Source organism: Tunturiibacter gelidiferens (assembly GCF_013410115.1).
GTDB classification, from domain to species: Bacteria; Acidobacteriota; Terriglobia; order Terriglobales; family Acidobacteriaceae; genus Edaphobacter; species Edaphobacter gelidiferens.
Map to the genome: position 1 here is coordinate 1,605,722 of NZ_JACCCV010000001.1, position 18,326 is coordinate 1,624,047.

Here is an 18,326-nt window from a genome sequence, read left to right on the forward strand (position 1 = left end):
GACGGTCTACATTTGAACCATGTACAACGCAAAAGCATACTCCGCTGCCAGTGCGTCATCGCCGCTTGCATCCACTACGATCGCGCGGCGCGATCCAACCGAGACAGACGTGCAGATCGAGATTCTCTTCTGCGGAATCTGTCACTCTGATCTACACCAGGCCCGTAATGAGTGGAGCGGTGTGATGCCCACTGTTTATCCGTGCGTTCCCGGTCATGAGATTGTGGGCCGTGTAACCAAGACCGGCTCGGCTGTAACTAAATTCAAGACCGGCGACGTTGTTGCGGTCGGCTGCATGGTCGACTCGGATGGTGTGTGCGAGGAGTGCAAGGCGGGCCTGGAGCAGTTCTGCCCGAACTTGACGCTCACTTACAACTTTCCTGACAAGCATACCGGCGGCGTCACGTATGGCGGCTACTCGGACAGTGTTGTTGTGGACCAGAGATTTGTCCTTAAGGTTCCGAGCAATCTTGATCCCGCGGGAGCTGCTCCTCTGCTCTGTGCCGGCATTACGACCTACTCTCCGATGCATCACTGGGGCGTGACGAAGGGCAAGAAGGTTGGCGTTGTGGGCCTTGGCGGACTTGGCCACATGGGAGTGAAGTTCGCTCATGCGCTGGGTGCGCATGTCGTACTGTTTACGACTTCGCCTAACAAGAAGGACGATGCTCTTCGTCTGGGAGCAGATGAGGTTGTCATCTCTCGCAATGCGGACGAGATGGCAAAGCATGCGGGCAGCTTCGACTTTATCCTCGATGCGGTGTCGGCTGACCACGACATCAACGCTTATTTGAATCTGCTGCGCCGCGACGGGAATCTCTGCCTGGTGGGTGCGCCGGAGAAGCCGTTGTCGGTGTCTGCATTCGGCCTGCTGTTCGGTCGCCGTAGTCTGTCGGGTTCGCCGATCGGGGGCGTTGCGGAGACACAGGAGATGCTTGATTTCTGCGGCAAACATAACATCACCGCGGATGTCGAGATCATTCCTATTCAGAAGGTGAATGATGCTTACGAGAGGTTGCTGAAGGCTGACGTGAAGTACCGGTTCGTCATCGACATGGCCTCTCTGAAAGGTGCGGCGTAGTTCAACGATGAGTAAGCATTTTCGGGTTTCCGGCCGTCTAGCGTCGAAGTTGAACGAGTCGGGAGTTCGTGTGTCCTCTGTTCTGGAGCGTGCGGGGTTGCCTTCGGGTCTGCTCGATCAACCTCGCATTCTCTTATCGACAGGAGAGTTCTTTGCGCTGTGGCGGGGGATTGGGCAGGTAAGCTCTGATCCCGCCATCGGGCTTGTGTTGGGCACGGAGACGAAGGCTGAGCACTTCGATCCTGTGGTGCTTGCGGCTCTTTCGACGGGCAGCTTTGGTGAGGCGATGCGGCAGATCGCGCGCTATAAACAACTCTCTTGTCCGGAGGAGGTTGTGCTTGAGCCGGGTGACGCGGAGTGGACTATTCAGTTTCGTTGGCTGCTGGCGAACGAGGCTGAGCCCGCGGTGCTGACGGATCTTTGCTTCGCGTGGGTACTTGGGATTGCGCGGCTTGGGACGGGAGTGCGGGTTTCGCCGTTGCGTCTTGAGCTGCAACGGCCGCGTGCGAATGCAAGATCTCTTGAGCGCCACTTTGGCTGCGCGGTTGTGTTTGGTGCGGCGCGTAATGCGATTGTGTTTCGCCCGTCGGATGCTGAGCTTCGCTTTGTGACTCGTAATGCGGAGCTGTTGGCGATGCTTGCGCCGCAACTGGATGAGGAGTTGAAGCAGCATAAGGGCGAGGAGAGTTTTCCGGAGCGGGTTCGCGCGACGATTCAGAGGAAGCTTACGGGGAGCCGTCCGAAGATGGAGGAGATCGCTCGCGAACTTCATATCAGCTCTCGTACGCTGCAGCGGCGGTTGCAGGATGCCGGCTCGAGCTTTCAGAAGGCTTTGGAAGAGGCGCGGCATCAGCTGGCGCGGCACTATTTGACCAACTCGTTGCTGGAGTTGGGTGAGACGGCACACCTGCTGGGATATGAGGATTCGAACTCATTTGTGAGGGCGTTTCGGATATGGGAGGGTGTTCCGCCGGCGCACTGGCGGGGAGCGCAGCGGGCGAAGGCTGCTTTGTAGATTCTTCGCGAGGGCAAGGGTGGAGATCGGGCTGTGGGGGCTGGTCGGTTAAGCTGGTGGGATGGCTTTGTTTTGCGATGTTGCTTTGCCGGTGCCGCTGGATAGGACGTTTACCTATGCGGTGAATGGGGTGGTGCCGGTGGTGGGGGCGCGGGTGCTGGTGCCGTTCAGTGGGCAGAGGCTGATGGGCGTGGTGGTGCGGGTGCATGAGGATGCGCCGGTGGAGGAGTTTGAGATCAAGCCGGTGCAGCAGGTGTTGGATGATGCGGCGCTGCTGCCGGAGGAGCTGATGAAGCTCGCGGGGTGGATCGCGCAGTACTATGTCGCGCCGCTGGGTGAGGGGCTGCGAGGGATGCTGCCGCTGGCGGCGGAGGTGAAGCGGCATTTTTCTTATCGGATCGCGGAGGCTGGGAGGAAGGTGTTGTATGAGGGGGCGGTGAAGGGGTCTTCGCGGCGATCGAAGCTGACGGTGGAGGAGCAGAATCGGGAGTACGCGGTGCTGAATTATCTGGAGGGGGGCGAGGCGGCGAAGATGTCGGCGCTGCGGTCGGCGACTGGGGCGAATAAAGGGCTCTTGGAGGGAATGGTTCGAAAGAAGTGGCTGGTGAGGGAGGCAGTGGCGGAGGAGCGGGATGCGAGGCGGCTGGAGAAGGTGGCGGTGCTGGTGGCGGAGGCTCGACTGCCGAAGTTGAATGAGAATCAGACGGCGATTCTGGCGGAGCTGGCAGCGGTGGGTGGGCGGATGCGGGTGCGGGATCTGCGGTTGAGTTTGACGCGTGCGGGAGTGCCGGAGTCTACGTTAGGGACGCTGGTGAAGCGCGGGCTGGTGGGGGTTGAAGAGGTGAAGCGGGAGTTCTGGATGGGAGGGCTGGTTGCGGAGGGTGGAGAAGAAGCAGATTCCTCCGCTGCGCTGCGGAATGACAACCAAAAAAACAGGAACTTGCGTGCCCCCGAGGACCGGACGATGCGTGCGCAAGAGGACACGACGTTGCATGCGCAAGAGGATACGACGTTGCATGCGCAAGAGAACAGGACGATGCATGCGCAAGAGAACAGGACGATGCATGCGGGCGAGAAGAGGAAGAAGCATGCGCATGAACATGCTTTGAATGAGGCGCAGATGGAGGCGCTCGGGACGATCGCGGCAGCGATGGAGAAGGGTGGGTTCAGGCCGCATCTGCTGTATGGGATTACGGGGAGTGGAAAGACCTCGGTTTATTTTGCGGCGATGCAGAGGGCGCTGGATGCGGGGAAGAGCGCGTTGCTGCTGGTGCCGGAGATCGGGTTGACGCCGGCGATGGCAGGGCAGATGGTGGCGGCGTTTGGCGGTGAGGTGGCACTGCTGCACTCGCAGCTGACGCCGGATGAGCGGGCAGAGCAGTGGCACAGGATTCGTCGGGGTGAGGCGAGGATTGTGGTGGGGACGCGGTCTGCGGTGTTTGCGCCGATGGTGGATCTGGGGTTGATCATCGTGGATGAGGAACATGACTCGAGCTACAAGCAGGAGGAGACGCCGCGGTATCACGGGAGGGATGTGGCGGTGATGCGGGCGAAGTTCAATGAAGCTGTGGTGGTGCTGGGGTCGGCGACGCCTTCGCTTGAGAGCTGGGCGAATGCGGAGAAGGGGCGGTATGCGCGGGTGGAGATGCGCGCGCGGGTTGCGGACAGGCCGATGCCGCTGGTGGAGCTGGTGGATATGCGGGAGGAGTTTCGCGAGACGGGGCAGGAGCAGATCTTTTCGCGGAGGTTGATGGAGGAGACGCAGGCTACGCTCGACCGCGGGGAGCAGGTGATTTTGTTGTTGAATCGGCGGGGGTACTCGTCGACGGTGTTGTGCCGGAGCTGCGGGGAGAAGATCGAGTGCGAGAACTGCGCGGTGTCGATGACTTATCACAAGCCGGTGAGTGGCAATGATGCGATTGCGCAGCCGGGACAGCGATTGGAGTGTCACTACTGCGGATCGCGACGGGCGGTGCCCAAGGCTTGTCCGAAGTGTGAGAGTGAACATCTTTATTTTCTTGGAGTGGGCTCGCAGCAGGGAGAGGAGAGGCTGCAGGAGCTGTTTCCGACGGCGCGGATTGGGCGGATGGATCGCGATACGGTGCGCGGGCGAAGTGATATGGAGCGGCTGCTGGCGAGGCTCCATGGGGGCGAGATCAATCTGTTGGTGGGGACGCAGATGATCGCGAAGGGACATGACATTCATGGAGTGACGCTGGTTGGAGTGATTGGGGCGGACTTCCAACTCGGGCTGCCCGACTTTCGCGCGGCGGAGAGAGTGTTCCAGTTGCTGACCCAGGTGTCAGGCCGGGCGGGGCGTGGGGATCTGATTGGGAAAGTGCTGGTGCAGACGTACCATCCGGATCACTACGCGATTCAGTTCGCGGCGAAGCATGACTATCTTGGGTTTGTAGCGAAGGAGATGCAGTATCGGCGATGGATGCACTATCCGCCGTTTGCGGTGCTGGCGAATGTGGTGGTTCAGAGCGAGAAGCTGGAGGAGGCCACGGCGTGGGCGGGAACGCTGGGGCGATGGTTTCAGAAGGCTCGGTTGGATAAGGTGCGAGTATTGGGGCCGGCGGCGGCACCAATTGTCCGGTTGAAGCGGATTTACCGGTACCACTTTGTGCTGAAGGCGGAGCGGCGGCAGACGCTGGGCGAGACGCTGCGGGCGATGCTGGCTTATGCGGAGACGCAAGGGATTGCGCGCCGAAACCTGATGGTCGACGTGGATGCTGTGCACCTGATGTGACGCATCGTTGGCGGTGAAATGTTGGGGAGGTTAATGCTAACAAGTCGCGACTGCTGGTGCGTCAAGACTTAGCCAAATGCTCTAGTCAAGCAGATGGAGTTCTTTGCCTGGCTTGAAGCGAACTGCTTTGCCTGGGGCAATGGTGACTTCGGCGCCGGTCCTGGGATTGCGGCCGATTCCGGTTTTGCGCGGCTTGACGGTAAATACACCAAATCCGCGGAGTTCAATGCGATCTCCCGCGATGAGAGTGGCTTTCATGCTTTCAAAGATCGCATCGACAGCCGACTCTGCTTTTGTCCTTGGAAGGCCGGTTCTTTCTACCACCCTCTGTATGAGATCCTGCTTAATCATCTGGGCCGCCCTTGGGCTGTAATTTTTTTGAAACTGGATGCTGACCTGGTAGTACGGTGATGTTAGAAACTCAAACTCAGATTGTCAACGAAAGAACGCTACCGTAAGATGAAGAATCTAATGACGCAATGGGACCTGGGACACTACCGCACCCAATTTACACCCTTCTGCGACAATTAGGGATATCACCTTCTGCGAGAATTGAAGAAATTTCAAAAAGCAGGACTGAAGGGGCACACCAGAGTGGCAATTAAAAGCGACCGTTGGATTCGCCAGCAGGCGAACGAACACGGAATGATCTCTCCGTTTAGCGAAAAACAGGTTCGAGAGGGTGTTATCTCTTATGGACTCTCTTCTTATGGGTACGATCTGAGGGTATCGGACGAGTTCAAGATCTTTACCAACGTCAACAGCGCGATCATCGATCCGAAGGCTTTCGATGAGCGCTCGTTTGTGACGGTGCAGGCCGATAGCGTGATCGTTCCGCCGAACTCTTTTGCGCTGGCGCGGTCGATTGAGTACTTCAAGATTCCTCGCGATGTGCTGACGATCTGCGTAGGCAAATCGACGTATGCGCGGTGCGGGATTATCGTGAACGTTACGCCGTTCGAGCCGGAGTGGGAGGGCTATGTGACTCTGGAGATCTCGAACACAACGCCTTTGCCGGCGCGGGTATATGCGAACGAAGGCCTCTGCCAGATCCTTTTCTTTCAATCCGACGAGGTGTGTGAGGTCAGCTATGCGGATCGGAAGGGGAAGTATCAAAATCAGCAGGGAATCGTGCTGCCTAAGCTATAAAACTACAGAGTTACGATTTTTCTGAAGCGCTGAAGACGGCCTACTAAATGCACGATGCTGAGTAAAGGGGCTGCGCAGGCGATGAAGGACACAAAAGACAAGAAGGTTAAGAAGGCCAAGGGATCTCTGCGCGTCGGACTCGTGGCTGCGGATCCGTTGCGAATCTTGGGATTGCAGACGATCTTTCCTGACGGCGGACCGGTGGAGGTTGTTCCTCTGTCGGTTCCGGGGGCGCTGGATGCGTCGGGAGTGTCGTTGATCCTGATCGATTCGGCTTGCACCGAGCACATCTTTGAGCTGCTGGCAACGTTTCGCAGAACGCGCCCCCGTTTTCGGCTGATGGTGCTTGGGCTGGAGGAGGATCACGAACACATTCAACGAATTATCGGCGCCGGAGCGAAGGGCTACCTGGCCCATTCGGCGAAGGAGAGCGAGATTCGGATGGCGATCGATGTGGTGCAGGATGGGTCGGTGTGGGCTCCCCGCAAGGTTTTGGCGCGGTTGCTGGAGTCGACTTCAGCTGGCGCGGAGACGACGACCAAACCAGCCAAGGAGCCGAAGTTCACGAAACGGGAGCTGCAGGTGCTGCGTTTGCTGGCTGCCGGGCATCCTAACCCGACGATTGGCCGGGAGCTTGGAATCGACGTGGGCACTGTGAAGAAGCATGTGGGCAACCTGATGCGGAAGGTCGGGGTTGATAATCGCATCGCATTGTCTGTTCAGGCCGTCAAACAGAAGCTGTTGCTGAAGCGGTAACCCGGAATTTTGGTAAGAAATTTGATCGACTGGAACCGTTGGTGGGTCTCGTTCGTTGCAAATGCTGATACAGGATGAGTTAGTGGATTTTTATTGTCCAAATAGCGTTAACTACTAAGTTAACAAAAACCGCTCAAAGGTCTACCCACCTTCGTACCGTTGTGAGCGAAGGTAATGTGGGGCAAAGTACTACCAAGCAACACAGACCTGGGAGAGGGGTTGTAGAGATAGCGTCGGAGTTCTGCCGACACTATCTCTACAACCCCCATTTTTTCGGGTGTGTGTGGTCATATTGACATATGCTGGTTCCGTTTGTGTTGACGGACAACTTGGAGCGGTTTCGGCCCATCCTACATATTGTTGGAAATAGGCAGCTTGCTGAGCCCTCTCCAAAATATAGACAAGAACGTGAAAGGGATAACGATAATGTTGAAGAAGATTTCAGTGGCACTTTGTGGTTTGGCGATGATGGCCGGTTCTCTGTCTGCGCATGCGCAGGGCGATAAGGCGAAGATTGCGGATCGTATGACCGCTGCTGGCGAGGTGCTTAACCAGATCATGGCGACACCAGATAAAGGCATACCAAGCGGGATTCTGTCGGGTGCATCGTGCGTGGTAGTGATTCCGAGCTTTAAGAAGGGCGCCTTTGTTGTGGGAGCGCAGTACGGACAGGGTGTCGCGACTTGTCGTACGCCTAGCGGAAAGTGGAGCGCTCCGGTTTGCGTTCAACTAGCCGGGGGCAGCTTCGGGTTCCAGATTGGCGGTCAGGCGACGGACCTCGTGTTGATTGCGATGAATCAGCAGGGTCTGCAGGACATGTTGAAGAACAAGTTCAAGCTGGGAGCTGATGCTGCTGCCTCTGCTGGTCCAGTGGGACGAAATGCCCAGGCTGGAACGGACTGGAAGTTGAATGCGGAGTTTCTAAGCTACTCGCGTAGCAAGGGGCTGTTTGCCGGCATCGATCTCGATGGCACGGTGCTGTCGCAGAATCAGGACGACACCCGCGCGCTGTACGGTTCCGACATTCAGTTCGAACAGATTCTTGGTGGCAAGGAAGTGACTCCGGTTGAGGCTCGTCCGTTTGTGCGAACGGTGGCGAAGTATTTTGTGGTTGCCAAGAACCGGTAGTGGCATTTGTTGTTTGATCATGGAAGGGCGGCTGATTTGGCCGCCCTTTCTGTTTTTAAGGCGTCGAGGATGGGAATCGGTAGACTAGAGGCTTGAGCAAGGTTCCAAAAAAAGAGCAGGTTGACGCGGAGGTGAGCTTCCGCGAACGAGTTGAGTTTGCCGTGGTGTGGTTGGCGGTTCGTGGGATGCGTTTGTTTCCGCGTGGAGTGGCCAGGTCGGTGGGCAAGGGGATTGCGACGATTGCGTTTCACGGGTTGGGACGGCTACGTGGAGTGGGCGCACGGAACCTGAAGCTCGCGTTTCCTGAGATGCCGGAGGTGGAGCGTGAGAGGATTCTGCGGTCGTTGTACCGGCGTCTTGGCTGGCTGCTGGCGGAGTTCTGCCTGATGCCGGGATACACGCCGGAGAGTGCGAGCAGGTTTATTCGCTATGAGGGACTGGAGAATTACCTGGCGGCTCGCGAGCGCGGGAAGGGGGTGCTGGTGTTGACGGGACACCTGGGGGCGTGGGAGCTGTCGAGTTTTTATCACTCGCTGATGGGGATGCCGATGGGGATGGTGATACGGCGGCTGGATAATCCGCTGGTGGATGAGTTTGTGAACCGCATCCGGTGCCTGCATGGAAATCGAGTGATTCATAAGGACGACTTTGCGCGGGGATTGATTGCGTCGATGCGTGCGGGGGAGACGGTTGGGATTCTGATGGACACGAATATGACTCCGCCGCAGGGTGTGTTTGTGCCGTTCTTTGGAGTGCAGGCTTGTACGGCCTCGGGGATGGCACGGATTGCAGGCAAGACGGGAGCGGCGGTACTGCCGGGGTTTCTGCTGTGGGAGGAGAGCGAGCAGAAGTACGTGCTGCGCTTCGGCAGAGAGCTTGAGGTGACGCATACGGGAGATTCTGAAACCGATGCGGTTACAAATACAGCGGCGTTTACGGCGGCGATTGAAGCAACGATTCGACGGTATCCTGATCAGTGGCTTTGGATGCATCGGCGATGGAAGACGCGGCCTCCGGGAGAAGAGGGGATCTACTGATGGCGGGGATTTACTGATGACAACGATGAGCAAGATCGCGGACTGGGTTGGGGTGAGCGCACCGCTGTTGGAGGTGGAGATTACGTCGGTCTCGAGTATCGAGGACGCTGGCGAAAGCTCTGTTGTGTTTGCGGTCGATGGGGAGGCGCTGGGCAGGGCGCTCCGGTCGAGGGCTGGCGTGATTCTGGCGAGCAGGAAGCTGGAGTCGGCGGAGCTACCTCCCTATCGGACGCCGGATCCGCGGATTTTGTGGGTGGCGGATGCGAGGTATGCGTTTGCCTTGGTGGCGCGGAAGTTGAATGTGGATGGGGTTCGGGCGGGAGTGCATGCCTCGGCCGTGGTGGGGCAGAAGGTGGCGATTGGCGTGGGGACGGCGGTTGGGCCGGGTGCTGTGCTTGGCGACGGTGTGGTGATTGGGAGTGGATGTGAGATTGGTGCGCGGGTGACGATTTGCGCGGGTACGATGCTGGGGGACCGCGTGGTGGTGCAGGCGGGGGCGGTGCTGGGGTCGACAGGATTTGGGTATGTGAGGAGTGCGGAGACGGGAGAGTATTTGATTTTTCCGCAGCAGGGGCGGCTGGTGGTGGAGGACGATGTTGAGATCGGGGCGAATACGACGATCGACCGTGGTGCGCTGGGGGAGACACGGATCGGACGTGGCACGAAGATCGATAACCTGGTGCACATTGGGCATAACTGCGTGATTGGGAAGAACGTGATCATCGCGGCACAGACGGGGATCTCGGGTTCGAGTGTGGTGGAGGATGGCGCGATTCTTGGTGGGCAGGTGGGGATTGGAGAGCACGCGACGGTGGGAGCGGGTGTGATCCTGGGCGGTGGGGCTGGCGTGCTGAGCGGGAAGAAGATGCGGGGGCCGGGCGAGGTGTTCTGGGGCCGGCCCGCGCGACCTTTGAAGGAGTATCTGCGGGATCTTGCGAGGTTGAAGCGGCGTTGAGGTGTCCTGCCGGACGGGCCCACTGCGCGTGGGGTGGTCACTTCGTGACTCGTATACCCCTTCGGTTGGCGCTCCCGTTGGTCGCGAAGGAAGAGGACTCCGACCAACGGGAGGACCGCGCGAAACTCTAAAAAGGCGTGCGAACGCCCGCGCCACGCGCAGTGGGCCCGTCCGGCAGGACATCCGCCTGGCAAGAGCGACTAAAATTACTGGATTGTGCGGTGAGTGATGGCGATTGTGGTGGTTGGCGGACATACGAGGAATATCGGAAAGACAAGCGTGGTGGCTGGGTTGATCGCCGCGATGCCGGAGATGCATTGGACCGCGTTCAAGATTACGCAATTCGGGCATGGGATGTGCTCGGCTAATGGCGAGCCGTGCGACTGCGAGACCGCTGAGCATACGGTGGCAGTCAGCGAGGAGCGAGTGGGGGGCGATGCTACGACGGATTCGGGACGGTATCTGGCGGCGGGTGCGATGCGTTCGTTCTGGGTGAGGACGCGGCAGGGCGACCTGTCGGAGGCGATGCCGCGTATTCGGAAGGAGATCGCGCGAGCGGAGAACGCGGTGATCGAGTCGAACAGCATCCTGCGGTTTCTGCGGCCGGATCTTTATCTGAGCGTGCTCGATCCGGAGACTGCAGACTTCAAAGATTCGGCTAAGTACTTTTTGGACCGCGCGGACGCCGTGCTGGTAGCTGAGGGCGTGTTGGGAAGGCCGGAGTGGAAGGGAGTTTCGCTGAAGCTGGTAGAGGGGACGCCGGTACTTGCGATGAGACCGCCGGTCTATGTGACGGAAGAGGTGGCGGGGTTTGTGAGGGAGCGGCTTCGAGTTCGTGCGGTTGTTTGAGTGAGTTCGCTGGAGATGCAAAAGAGCCGCGGCTTTGAGGCCGCGGCTCTTTTCTTGTTGATGTGGTGCGTGGAGCTATGCGATGAGACCGTTGAGGCCATTGGGGAAGAAGACTCCCTGATGGACTGTTGCGGTTGGCGTCGTACCGGTGACGATTGCGAGGATCTGGGAGGTGTTACGGGACCAGCCCAGAGAGTTCTGATCGCAGTCGACGATGGTTGAGGCTGTTATGTTCGCGGTGGCGGTGTTGAGCGCTACCTGGGTCGTGGAGACTCCGATGTCGTCTGCCGCTGAGCCTGTGAAGGTTACAAACGGAGTTGTGATCGGGTTCTTAGGATCAGGATTGGCCAGCGAGGAGCGAGCCGCCGAGATCATCTGAGTCAACGTGCTGAGCGGTCCGGTGCCACCGCCGCCATCGAGACCGTTGATGGTGGTGCGGATGAGGCCGGCGTGATAGGCCTCGACGGCGTGGATACCTACTGCAGCCGGGAGGACATTGACCTTGTCGGTGATCAAGGGGGCAGCACCGTGGTATGCGGAGACACCCACGTCCTCGAAGATATAGGCGCCGATGAGGAAGTTTGCGTCGCTTGCGAAGGGGTTGAAAGTCCCGCCTGCGATGTTCGCTGCAGCTGCGAGAGCGTTGAAGGAGTTGAACAGGTCGATGTTGGGCATCGAGACTGCCTTGGATCCGAGAGCGCCCTGGAGAAAGGTGACGTGCTTGCCTTCTTCGGTAGCTGTCTCGGTGGCATAGGCCTGAACGTACGAAAGCGCGAACGGGACCTTGGAGAAGGTCGGGCTTAAGGTGACGGTTCCAGCGGCTACGCCGTTGACGCTGACGGGGATCGGCGTCGGCAGCTTGTCGATGGTGACGCCATAGACTGCGAGGTTGTAGAACTGTGCCTCGAGATACTCCAGGTTGAGGGCGAAGTTGAGGATGTCCGAGTCACCGATGGCGGCTGCCTGGGCCTCTGCTTTGGGTGTCGTTGTTGCGCCGAAGGCAAGAGCAGCCAGCGCGGCGCCTCCCTTGGTGAGCATCTTTCGGCGGGTACTTACGATAATTTCATCGAGTTGCTGTGTCTCTAAAGTTGCCATGATGTCTCCGTCCTTAGGAAGCTGTTACTGAGATGTTGCCGTTGAGACCATTGGGAAAGAAGCCGCCCTTGGAGAGGCCCGCGCCCAGTGCGCCGTACACAATGTGCAGAACCTGGTCGGTTGTGCGGTGGAAGGCGATGGCGTTGGTGGGATCGGCCGCGACGATACTGCTGACGCTGAGGGTGGTCTCATTGCCGCCGCCGAGCTTACCGCGGAGAGCCGACACCTGGTTGGCAATCGTGGTGTAGGTCTGATTGCCAGCCGCACCATCAACGGCAGTGATCAAGGTGCGGATCTCTGCTGCGTGGTAGGCCTCCGTCGCCTGGATGCCGGCGGCGGCGGATAGGATGTTGTTGTTGGCGAGCAGGGGAGCAGCGCCAGTGTAAGCGGTAACGCCTACATCTTCGAAGACGAATGCTCCGATGAGGAAGTCGTTGTTGCTGTCGAAGGGATTGAAGGTGGGTGCCGTTGTAATGCCTGCGGCGACCGCGAGGGGACCGAAGAAGGTGAGGTCGAGAGCAGGACGGGGAACTGGCGTTCCACTGTTTTTTGTGATGGCTGCCTGCAGGAAGCGAACGTGATTCAGTTCATCCTGCGCGATCTCGGCGGCGTACTGAGCGAAGACCGAATTGGTCCATGGCACTGCCTTGATTCCCTGAGGAACGGTGGTGGTACCTGCACCCGTGAGTGCATCGGCCGAGGAGAGACCAGAGCCGGTTGATGCGTAGAGGTAGAACTCGGCCTCAAGATATTCGAGGTTGAGGGCGAAGTTCAGAATGTCGTTGTCGGGAATGTCGAGCGGGGTTGGCGTCGGTGTCGGCGTGGTGGTGGGCGCTGGTGTGCTGCTGTTGCAACCGATGATCATTGCCCCAGCGGCTGCTGTACCTGCTCCGGCCAGAAACTTTCGGCGGGACAGAGCCTTATCTATTAGTTCGTTTAGCTTTTTTTCCACAATATACCTCTCCTCAGTGCGTGGTGCTGGCTTCCTATGTCATTTGGATGACGCACTGTGGAGTGTATCGGATTTACAGATGCTTTGAAAATAAAGGTTAGATTGATGGAACAGAAAGAAGCATCACGTCATCAACGAGACTGACTTCCTTTTGAACGAAGGGTTCAGCGTAGCGGACGCCGGCAAGCAGACCATAGTGGCGGGCGGTGGCGAAGGTTCGCTCGCGAATCTCATCTTCGGGGACGAAGAGGCCGGTGCCCTCCGGTTGAGTGCCGTATTGGGATCGGTAAGCCAGTAGAGATTGCAGGCGCTGCTCGGCGAAGGGTGTGATGTCGACGACGAAGGTGGGGCGCACATCTGCGTAGAGGCTTGCGTAGAGGATCTTGTAGGGCCGATGAGGTGGGGCGGGGTCGCCGGGCGTTATGACTTTCGCAAGGCCGCTGACGAAGCAGGCTTCATAGCCTAACGTGGCCGAGGTGTAGTGGTCGGGGTGACGGCCTTGCCAGTAGGGAAGGATGACCACGCGGGGTCGCAGGCGGCGAAGAACGGCGGCGAGCTTGAGGCGGTTGAGCAGGGTGTTCTCGACGTTGCCGTCGGGAAGGTCGAGAGCCTCGCGATGGGCTACGTTGAGGATGCGGGCTGCGGCGGTGGCTTCGGCTTCGCGGTCGGCTGCGGTGCCGCGGGTGCCGGACTCTCCCTGGGTGAGATCGAGGATGCCGGTGGTCCAGCCGCGAGCGTGCATGGCGAGAAGAGTGCCGCCGCAGGTCTGTTCGACGTCGTCGCGATGGGCTGCTATGGCGAGGATATCGAGTTGGGTGGGCGAGGGCATAGGACTTAGGGCGTACAGCCTAGGGTTCAGGCGGGGAGACCAGAGGCGGGATCTTCTCCGGACCTAAGGCCTGTTCCCTAAGCCGGGCATTAGTTGGCAGCGTCGGTAACGGCGTCCATGTAGGCTACGTCGAGGGCTGTGCCCTGAACGGTGATGTTCGCGTTGTTGATCTCGGAGCCGTCTGCAGTGTTGAAGGCATGAACCTGTCCACCGTAGGCGGTGTAGACCTTGTGGAAGCCCTGGACCCAGCAGAGTCCTGTCAGGTCGCCGTAGTAGAACTGGTTTTGGTTCGTATTTGGATAAGGGACGACGACCGGCGACGTTGTGCTTTGCGTGACCGCAGGAATGATCGATGCACTGGGGCCGGCCGAACCTGAAGGAAGAACAACGCGGGTGAGGCAGTTGTAGTTGGCGCTCTGGTCGGTGGCCTGGCCTGCTGCGATCTGTTGCGCTGCGCGGGCCGCGCGTTCGCCTGTGGCGCAGAACTGAGAGCCGATCCACAGAGTGTTGTCGTCGGCGAAGAGGATTTTGGTGTGAGTGCCGTCGGAGATGGAGGTGGTGCTGGTAACGGCGTTGGTCGCGAGGCTGATGATGGAGAGATTGCCCGCAAAGAGACCGTCGGGCTGTCGCTGCTGGCCTGCGACGTAGAGATTATTTCCATCGGAGACTGCCGTTGTGACGCCGCCAGCAACCGGGAGATTCGAGACGAAGGCGTTCGGGTTCTGTTGTGCAGGCACAGTGCTGTTGGTGTAACTGTTAACTTGAAGCGCGCCGGGCGAGAGATAAGTGACGCTGGAGGTGTTTCCACCGCACTCTGCTCCACAGTTGAGAACGTAGACAGTGTTGCCGTCGAGGGAGAAGTAGGCTCCGGTAGGGCGGTCGAAGGCGTTTGCGTTGGTTCCGGTGTTGACGGGAATGATGCAGTAGGCGGGAAGGTTGAAGGGCTGACAATCCACCGCGCCAATTGCGGCGATGGCGGCGGTCGAGGTGAGGTACTGGTTGGCGTTCAGCTTGATGACGCGGTAGAGCGAGTTGGAGTTGCGGACCATCGCAAGTATGACGGTGTCGCCCTGGTTGACGACGACCTGGAAGACGTTGGGGAGATTAAGACCGTAGGTTGCGCCGGTGGTCTTGTCGATGATGCCGAGCAAGCCTGCGCCCTCTTCGGCAGAGTAGACGTGGCCGAAGGTTGGAGGGACAGCGATGCTGGTTGACTTGGCCGGGAAGGTGCCGGCAGAGCCGACGGTGGATTCGGTACCGTAGTTGATGATCTGCACGTCGCCCAGCGTGTTGGAGTACACGTAGCCGGTGATCTCAGAGGGGAAGTTGAGGATGAGATTGGGGAAACCGGACGAGTATCCGCTGATGGAGAATGATGGTTTGGTGTTCTGTACGTTGTTGCGGAGGTCGCGAAACGCATCGAGGATCTGCAGGCTGCCGCTGGTGCCGCCGTTGGCAGTGACACCAACCATCACCCGTTGGGCAAGCTTGCTGGGAGGAATGGGCCGATTGGCGAAGGTGTATTGCGGGAACTTGTAGAACTGCGTGCTGCAGGCTGTGAGGCCCAGCGTGACAGCGGCGATCAGGAGGCCGCAGAAGATCTGGGCACGGAGAGACTGGGTAAAGAGACTTCGATTCGTCAACGGTAACTAACTCCAACCTGAGCGCAGCGGCATAATTTTGGCGGCCACGGCTATCTGCCGAGTATAACAAAGGACTCGGCCAGTCCACGGTTTGGGAGCAATCAGCAAAGGGTTGAGTTTTATTGGTTTGGAGCGGATCCGCCGGGTGGCTTAAGATGGTGAGAACACTTGGAGACGGCTATGGCGGATGGCGTAGGTGGTGAGGAGTTGGTGTCTGTTGCAGGATATGCTGCGGCCGACCGGCTGTTTGACGGCGGGACAGTGCTGTGCGATGGAGCCATGGGCACGATGCTGTACGCGCGGGGCGTCTTCATCAATCGGTGTTACGACGAACTGAATCTGTCGCAACCGGAGTTGGTGCGGGAGATTCACGCGGAATACCTGCAGGCGGGTGCGGAGGTCGTCGAGACCAATACCTTTGGGGGAAACAGGTTTCGCCTGGGCCAGCATGGGTTGCAGGATCAGGTGCGTGCGATCAACGTAGCTGGCGTGAAGCTGGCGCGGGAGTGCGTGAACCAGATACGGGAGAAGCAGGCCTGTGAGGCGTTTGTGGCGGGGTCGATCGGGCCGCTGGGCGTGAGGCTGGAGCCGCTGGGTAAGGTTGGACTCGAGGAGGCTCAGGAGGCTTTTGCGGAACAGATTCGTGCTTTGGTGGAGGGTGGGCCCGGCGTGGGCGTGGATCTGCTGATTGTGGAGACGATGACGTCGCTGACCGAGGCGGAGCAGGCGATTCTGGCCGCGCGCAGTGTGGCTCCGGGAGTTTGCGTCGTCGTAATGATGACGGTCGATGAAGACGGGAACTGCCTTGACGGTGCATCGGCGGAGACTGCCGCGATCAAGCTGACGGAGTGGGGCGCAGACGCTGTGGGATGCAACTGCAGCGCGGGTCCGGCGACGGTGTTGAGCGTGATTGAGCGGATGCGTCCGGTGACGACGCTGCCGCTGGCTGCGATGCCGAACGCGGGAATTCCACGGGCCGTCGAGGGGCGGACGATCTATCTTACGTCGCCCGAGTACATGGCCAGCTTTACCCGCAAGCTGGTAAAGTCGGGCGCGAGCATCGTTGGCGGATGTTGCGGAACCACGCCGAGCTATACGCGTGCAATGAAGAGTTCGCTGCGGGCGTTGGGAGCGATGGAGGGCGGCATCGAGGTGATGCAGCGCGACGGAACGCAAAAAGCTGCGAGCCAGAAGGAGAGCAAAGTTGTTCCACCACTGCTGGCCGAACGGTCGAAGATCGGATCGATGGTAGCGGCGGGCGAGTTTGTCACGATGGTGGAGATTGTGCCGCCCAAAGGCATTGACTGCAGCAAGGAACTGGACGGCGCGATGCAGATGCACCGGCTCGGCGTCGATGCGATCAATGTGCCGGATTCGCCACGGGCCAGCGCGAGGATGAGTGCGCAGAGCCTGTGCGTGCAGATTCAACAGCATGTCGGCATCGAGACGATTCTGCACTACACCTGCCGCGACCGCAACGTGCTGAGCATCCAGAGCGATCTGCTGGGTGCGTCATCGATTGGGTTGAAAAATATTCTGTGCCTGACGGGCGATCCGCCGAAGCTGGGCAACTATCCGAATGCGACGGCGGTGTTCGATGTCGATGCGATCGGGCTGGTGAATGTGGTGAGGAATTTGAACTACGGGCTCGACATCGGTAACAACTCTATTGGAGAGTCGACTGGCTTCTCCATTGCGGTAGCGGCGAACCCCGGCGTGCAGGATATGGATCAGGAGGTTCGCCGGTTCGCGTTCAAGGTAGAGGCTGGGGCGGAGTACGCCATCACGCAACCCGTCTTCGATATGCGCGTGCTTGAAGAGTTTTTGCGCAGGATTGAAGGCTTCCGCATTCCGGTGATCGCGGGCATCTGGCCGTTGACTAGTCTGCGCAACGCAGAGTTTATGAAGAACGATCTGCGCGTGAGTATGCCGGATGAGATTATGGCGCGGATGGCCAAGGCGCTGACCCCCGAAGCAGGCAGGCTGGAGGGCGTCAAGATTGCGCAGGAGATGCTGGCCGAGGCAAGGCCGATGGTGCAGGGCGTTCAGGTGAGTGCGCCCTTCGGACGCTACGGCGTCGCGGCTGATGTGCTCGGTCTGGCGGAGGTTGAGGTTGTGTAATGGCGAACTTTGAAGAGCAGTTGACGGCGTTGGAGACGGTGGTGGAGAAGCTGGAGCGCGGAGACCTTTCGCTCGACGAGTCGGTGCGTCTGTTCGAGGAGGGTGTGAAGCTCTCGAACGCATGCAAGAAGGAGCTGGAGGCAGCAGAGGGAAAGATCCAGGTGCTGGTGGAGCAGGGTAAGGGTAAGAAAGGGGTGGAGGATCTGGATATGTCTGAGAATGGTCAGTTGGGTGACGACGAGGAGTAGAGGCTGGGCCGTAGGGAGGGCAGGTCCCGATCATGTTTCTCGGTCATTTCGCAGTCGGTTTTGCGAGCAAGAAGTTTGCGCCTCGTACCAACATGGGTGCCCTGATTGCGGCCCCCATGTTTCTGGATATGCTGTGGCCGGTGTTTCTTCTGACTGGCTGGGAGCGAGTACGTATCGACCCTGGCAATACGCGGTTTACTCCGCTCGATCTTGAATATTTTCCGTGGTCGCACAGCTTGTTGATGTCAGTTGTCTGGGCCTCGGCGTTCGGGCTTCTGTACTACCTGACCACACGCTATCGGCGTGGCGCGGTTGTGATTTGGATTGGCGTGGTGAGCCACTGGTTACTCGACTGGATTACGCATCGTCCGGATATGCCACTCTATCCTGGCAGTCCTCTGTTCGGTCTGGGGTTGTGGAACCATGTGGGCGCAACGCTGGCCGTCGAATTGACCATGTTTCTGCTGGGCATCTGGTTGTATGTTGGCGTTACTCGCGCTCGCGATCGAGTTGGGCGATACGGATTTCTCGCTTATGTCGTGTTGCTGCTGGTGCTATACCTTGGAGATCGATTCAGTAGTCCACCTGCTAACGTCGCACAAGATATTGCGTGGCCTGGAATCGTTGCTGAGTTAGTTTTGATTCCGTGGGCGTGGTGGTTTGATCAGCATCGTGCGCTGCGCGCAGAGATGGGTGAGGCAGTGATCTAGTTTCTC

17 protein-coding genes are annotated in these 18,326 nt (G+C 59.0%); 12 read left to right on the top strand and 5 right to left on the bottom strand.

The genetic code is table 11. The annotated features are described in order from the left end of the window. The first annotated feature begins 19 nt into the window (after positions 1-19). From HDF12_RS06735 to priA, 3 genes are all read left to right on the top strand, one after another. The gene (locus HDF12_RS06735) at positions 20-1,081 is read left to right on the top strand and encodes an NAD(P)-dependent alcohol dehydrogenase (RefSeq protein WP_179581789.1); all 1,062 of its coding nucleotides are present in this window, start codon (positions 20-22) and stop codon (positions 1,079-1,081) included. 7 nt (positions 1,082-1,088) lie between these two features. After that, positions 1,089-2,096, top strand: coding sequence for an AraC family transcriptional regulator (locus HDF12_RS06740; RefSeq protein WP_179581790.1), 1,008 nt, complete (start codon positions 1,089-1,091; stop codon positions 2,094-2,096). 61 nt (positions 2,097-2,157) lie between these two features. Then, entirely contained in the window at positions 2,158-4,848 is a 2,691-nt protein-coding gene (priA, locus tag HDF12_RS06745) for a replication restart helicase PriA (protein ID WP_179581791.1), read from the top strand. 81 nt (positions 4,849-4,929) lie between these two features. On the opposite strand, the gene HDF12_RS06750 is transcribed toward priA, so the two are convergent. Further along, complete coding sequence (locus HDF12_RS06750; RefSeq protein ID WP_158943184.1) at positions 4,930-5,199, bottom strand: HU family DNA-binding protein; 270 nt, start codon at positions 5,197-5,199, stop codon at positions 4,930-4,932. A 243-nt stretch (positions 5,200-5,442) separates the two neighbouring features. On the opposite strand from HDF12_RS06750, the gene dcd reads away from it, so the two are divergent. The 6 genes from dcd to HDF12_RS06780 all read left to right on the top strand — a co-directional run bounded on the left by dcd (position 5,443) and on the right by HDF12_RS06780 (position 10,722). Then, positions 5,443-5,997 (top strand): dCTP deaminase, encoded by a 555-nt coding sequence (gene dcd / locus HDF12_RS06755; protein WP_179581792.1) that lies wholly within the window; start codon positions 5,443-5,445, stop codon positions 5,995-5,997. A gap of 54 nt (positions 5,998-6,051) precedes the next feature. Beyond that, positions 6,052-6,753 carry a helix-turn-helix transcriptional regulator gene (locus tag HDF12_RS06760; protein WP_179581793.1) on the top strand — a complete coding sequence of 234 codons (702 nt, stop codon included), beginning with the start codon at positions 6,052-6,054 and terminating at the stop codon, positions 6,751-6,753. Between the two features lie 426 nt (positions 6,754-7,179). Beyond that, positions 7,180-7,881: a lipid-binding SYLF domain-containing protein gene (locus HDF12_RS06765; protein WP_246373545.1), complete on the top strand. Its 702-nt coding sequence runs from the start codon at positions 7,180-7,182 to the stop codon at positions 7,879-7,881. A gap of 92 nt (positions 7,882-7,973) precedes the next feature. Beyond that, a complete protein-coding gene (locus HDF12_RS06770; protein WP_257025391.1) occupies positions 7,974-8,918 on the top strand; it encodes a lysophospholipid acyltransferase family protein in 945 nt (314 codons plus the stop codon). A gap of 16 nt (positions 8,919-8,934) precedes the next feature. Next, a complete protein-coding gene (lpxD, locus tag HDF12_RS06775; protein WP_179581794.1) occupies positions 8,935-9,873 on the top strand; it encodes a UDP-3-O-(3-hydroxymyristoyl)glucosamine N-acyltransferase in 939 nt (312 codons plus the stop codon). 228 nt (positions 9,874-10,101) lie between these two features. Beyond that, positions 10,102-10,722: a hypothetical protein gene (locus tag HDF12_RS06780; RefSeq protein ID WP_179581795.1), complete on the top strand. Its 621-nt coding sequence runs from the start codon at positions 10,102-10,104 to the stop codon at positions 10,720-10,722. A gap of 75 nt (positions 10,723-10,797) precedes the next feature. On the opposite strand, the gene HDF12_RS06785 is transcribed toward HDF12_RS06780, so the two are convergent. The 4 genes from HDF12_RS06785 to HDF12_RS06800 all read right to left on the bottom strand — a co-directional run bounded on the left by HDF12_RS06785 (position 10,798) and on the right by HDF12_RS06800 (position 15,241). Beyond that, positions 10,798-11,817 (bottom strand): ferritin-like domain-containing protein, encoded by a 1,020-nt coding sequence (locus tag HDF12_RS06785; RefSeq protein WP_179581796.1) that lies wholly within the window; start codon positions 11,815-11,817, stop codon positions 10,798-10,800. Between the two features lie 13 nt (positions 11,818-11,830). Beyond that, the gene (locus tag HDF12_RS06790) at positions 11,831-12,769 is read right to left on the bottom strand and encodes a ferritin-like domain-containing protein (protein WP_218892314.1); all 939 of its coding nucleotides are present in this window, start codon (positions 12,767-12,769) and stop codon (positions 11,831-11,833) included. 97 nt (positions 12,770-12,866) lie between these two features. After that, the gene (gene bshB1, locus HDF12_RS06795) at positions 12,867-13,598 is read right to left on the bottom strand and encodes a bacillithiol biosynthesis deacetylase BshB1 (protein WP_179581797.1); all 732 of its coding nucleotides are present in this window, start codon (positions 13,596-13,598) and stop codon (positions 12,867-12,869) included. Between the two features lie 89 nt (positions 13,599-13,687). Continuing rightward, positions 13,688-15,241, bottom strand: a complete 1,554-nt coding sequence (locus tag HDF12_RS06800; RefSeq protein WP_257025392.1) for a hypothetical protein — start codon at positions 15,239-15,241, stop codon at positions 13,688-13,690. A gap of 180 nt (positions 15,242-15,421) precedes the next feature. Between HDF12_RS06800 and HDF12_RS06805 the strand changes: the two genes are divergently transcribed. Genes HDF12_RS06805 through HDF12_RS06815 form a run of 3 tightly spaced genes read left to right on the top strand, consistent with a single transcriptional unit; the run spans position 15,422 to position 18,320 of the window. Then, the gene (locus HDF12_RS06805) at positions 15,422-17,362 is read left to right on the top strand and encodes a bifunctional homocysteine S-methyltransferase/methylenetetrahydrofolate reductase (protein ID WP_179581798.1); all 1,941 of its coding nucleotides are present in this window, start codon (positions 15,422-15,424) and stop codon (positions 17,360-17,362) included. Next, entirely contained in the window at positions 17,362-17,610 is a 249-nt protein-coding gene (xseB, locus tag HDF12_RS06810) for an exodeoxyribonuclease VII small subunit (protein WP_179581799.1), read from the top strand. Before HDF12_RS06805 ends, xseB begins: the two co-directional genes overlap by 1 nt. Positions 17,611-17,642: 32 nt before the next feature. After that, positions 17,643-18,320 carry a metal-dependent hydrolase gene (locus tag HDF12_RS06815; protein ID WP_179581800.1) on the top strand — a complete coding sequence of 226 codons (678 nt, stop codon included), beginning with the start codon at positions 17,643-17,645 and terminating at the stop codon, positions 18,318-18,320. The last annotated feature ends 6 nt before the right edge of the window (positions 18,321-18,326 follow it).

Coding starts and splice junctions, on each gene's coding strand:
- HDF12_RS06740 (WP_179581790.1), top strand. CDS start 1,089: ATGAGTAAGCATTTTCGGGTTTCCGGCCGTCTAGCGTCGAAGTTGAAC.
- priA (WP_179581791.1), top strand. CDS start 2,158: ATGGCTTTGTTTTGCGATGTTGCTTTGCCGGTGCCGCTGGATAGGACG.
- bshB1 (WP_179581797.1), bottom strand. CDS start 13,598: ATGCCCTCGCCCACCCAACTCGATATCCTCGCCATAGCAGCCCATCGC.
- lpxD (WP_179581794.1), top strand. CDS start 8,935: ATGACAACGATGAGCAAGATCGCGGACTGGGTTGGGGTGAGCGCACCG.
- HDF12_RS06760 (WP_179581793.1), top strand. CDS start 6,052: ATGCTGAGTAAAGGGGCTGCGCAGGCGATGAAGGACACAAAAGACAAG.
- HDF12_RS06805 (WP_179581798.1), top strand. CDS start 15,422: ATGGCGGATGGCGTAGGTGGTGAGGAGTTGGTGTCTGTTGCAGGATAT.
- HDF12_RS06765 (WP_246373545.1), top strand. CDS start 7,180: ATGTTGAAGAAGATTTCAGTGGCACTTTGTGGTTTGGCGATGATGGCC.
- xseB (WP_179581799.1), top strand. CDS start 17,362: ATGGCGAACTTTGAAGAGCAGTTGACGGCGTTGGAGACGGTGGTGGAG.
- HDF12_RS06750 (WP_158943184.1), bottom strand. CDS start 5,199: ATGATTAAGCAGGATCTCATACAGAGGGTGGTAGAAAGAACCGGCCTT.
- HDF12_RS06780 (WP_179581795.1), top strand. CDS start 10,102: ATGGCGATTGTGGTGGTTGGCGGACATACGAGGAATATCGGAAAGACA.
- HDF12_RS06785 (WP_179581796.1), bottom strand. CDS start 11,817: ATGGCAACTTTAGAGACACAGCAACTCGATGAAATTATCGTAAGTACC.
- HDF12_RS06735 (WP_179581789.1), top strand. CDS start 20: ATGTACAACGCAAAAGCATACTCCGCTGCCAGTGCGTCATCGCCGCTT.
- HDF12_RS06815 (WP_179581800.1), top strand. CDS start 17,643: ATGTTTCTCGGTCATTTCGCAGTCGGTTTTGCGAGCAAGAAGTTTGCG.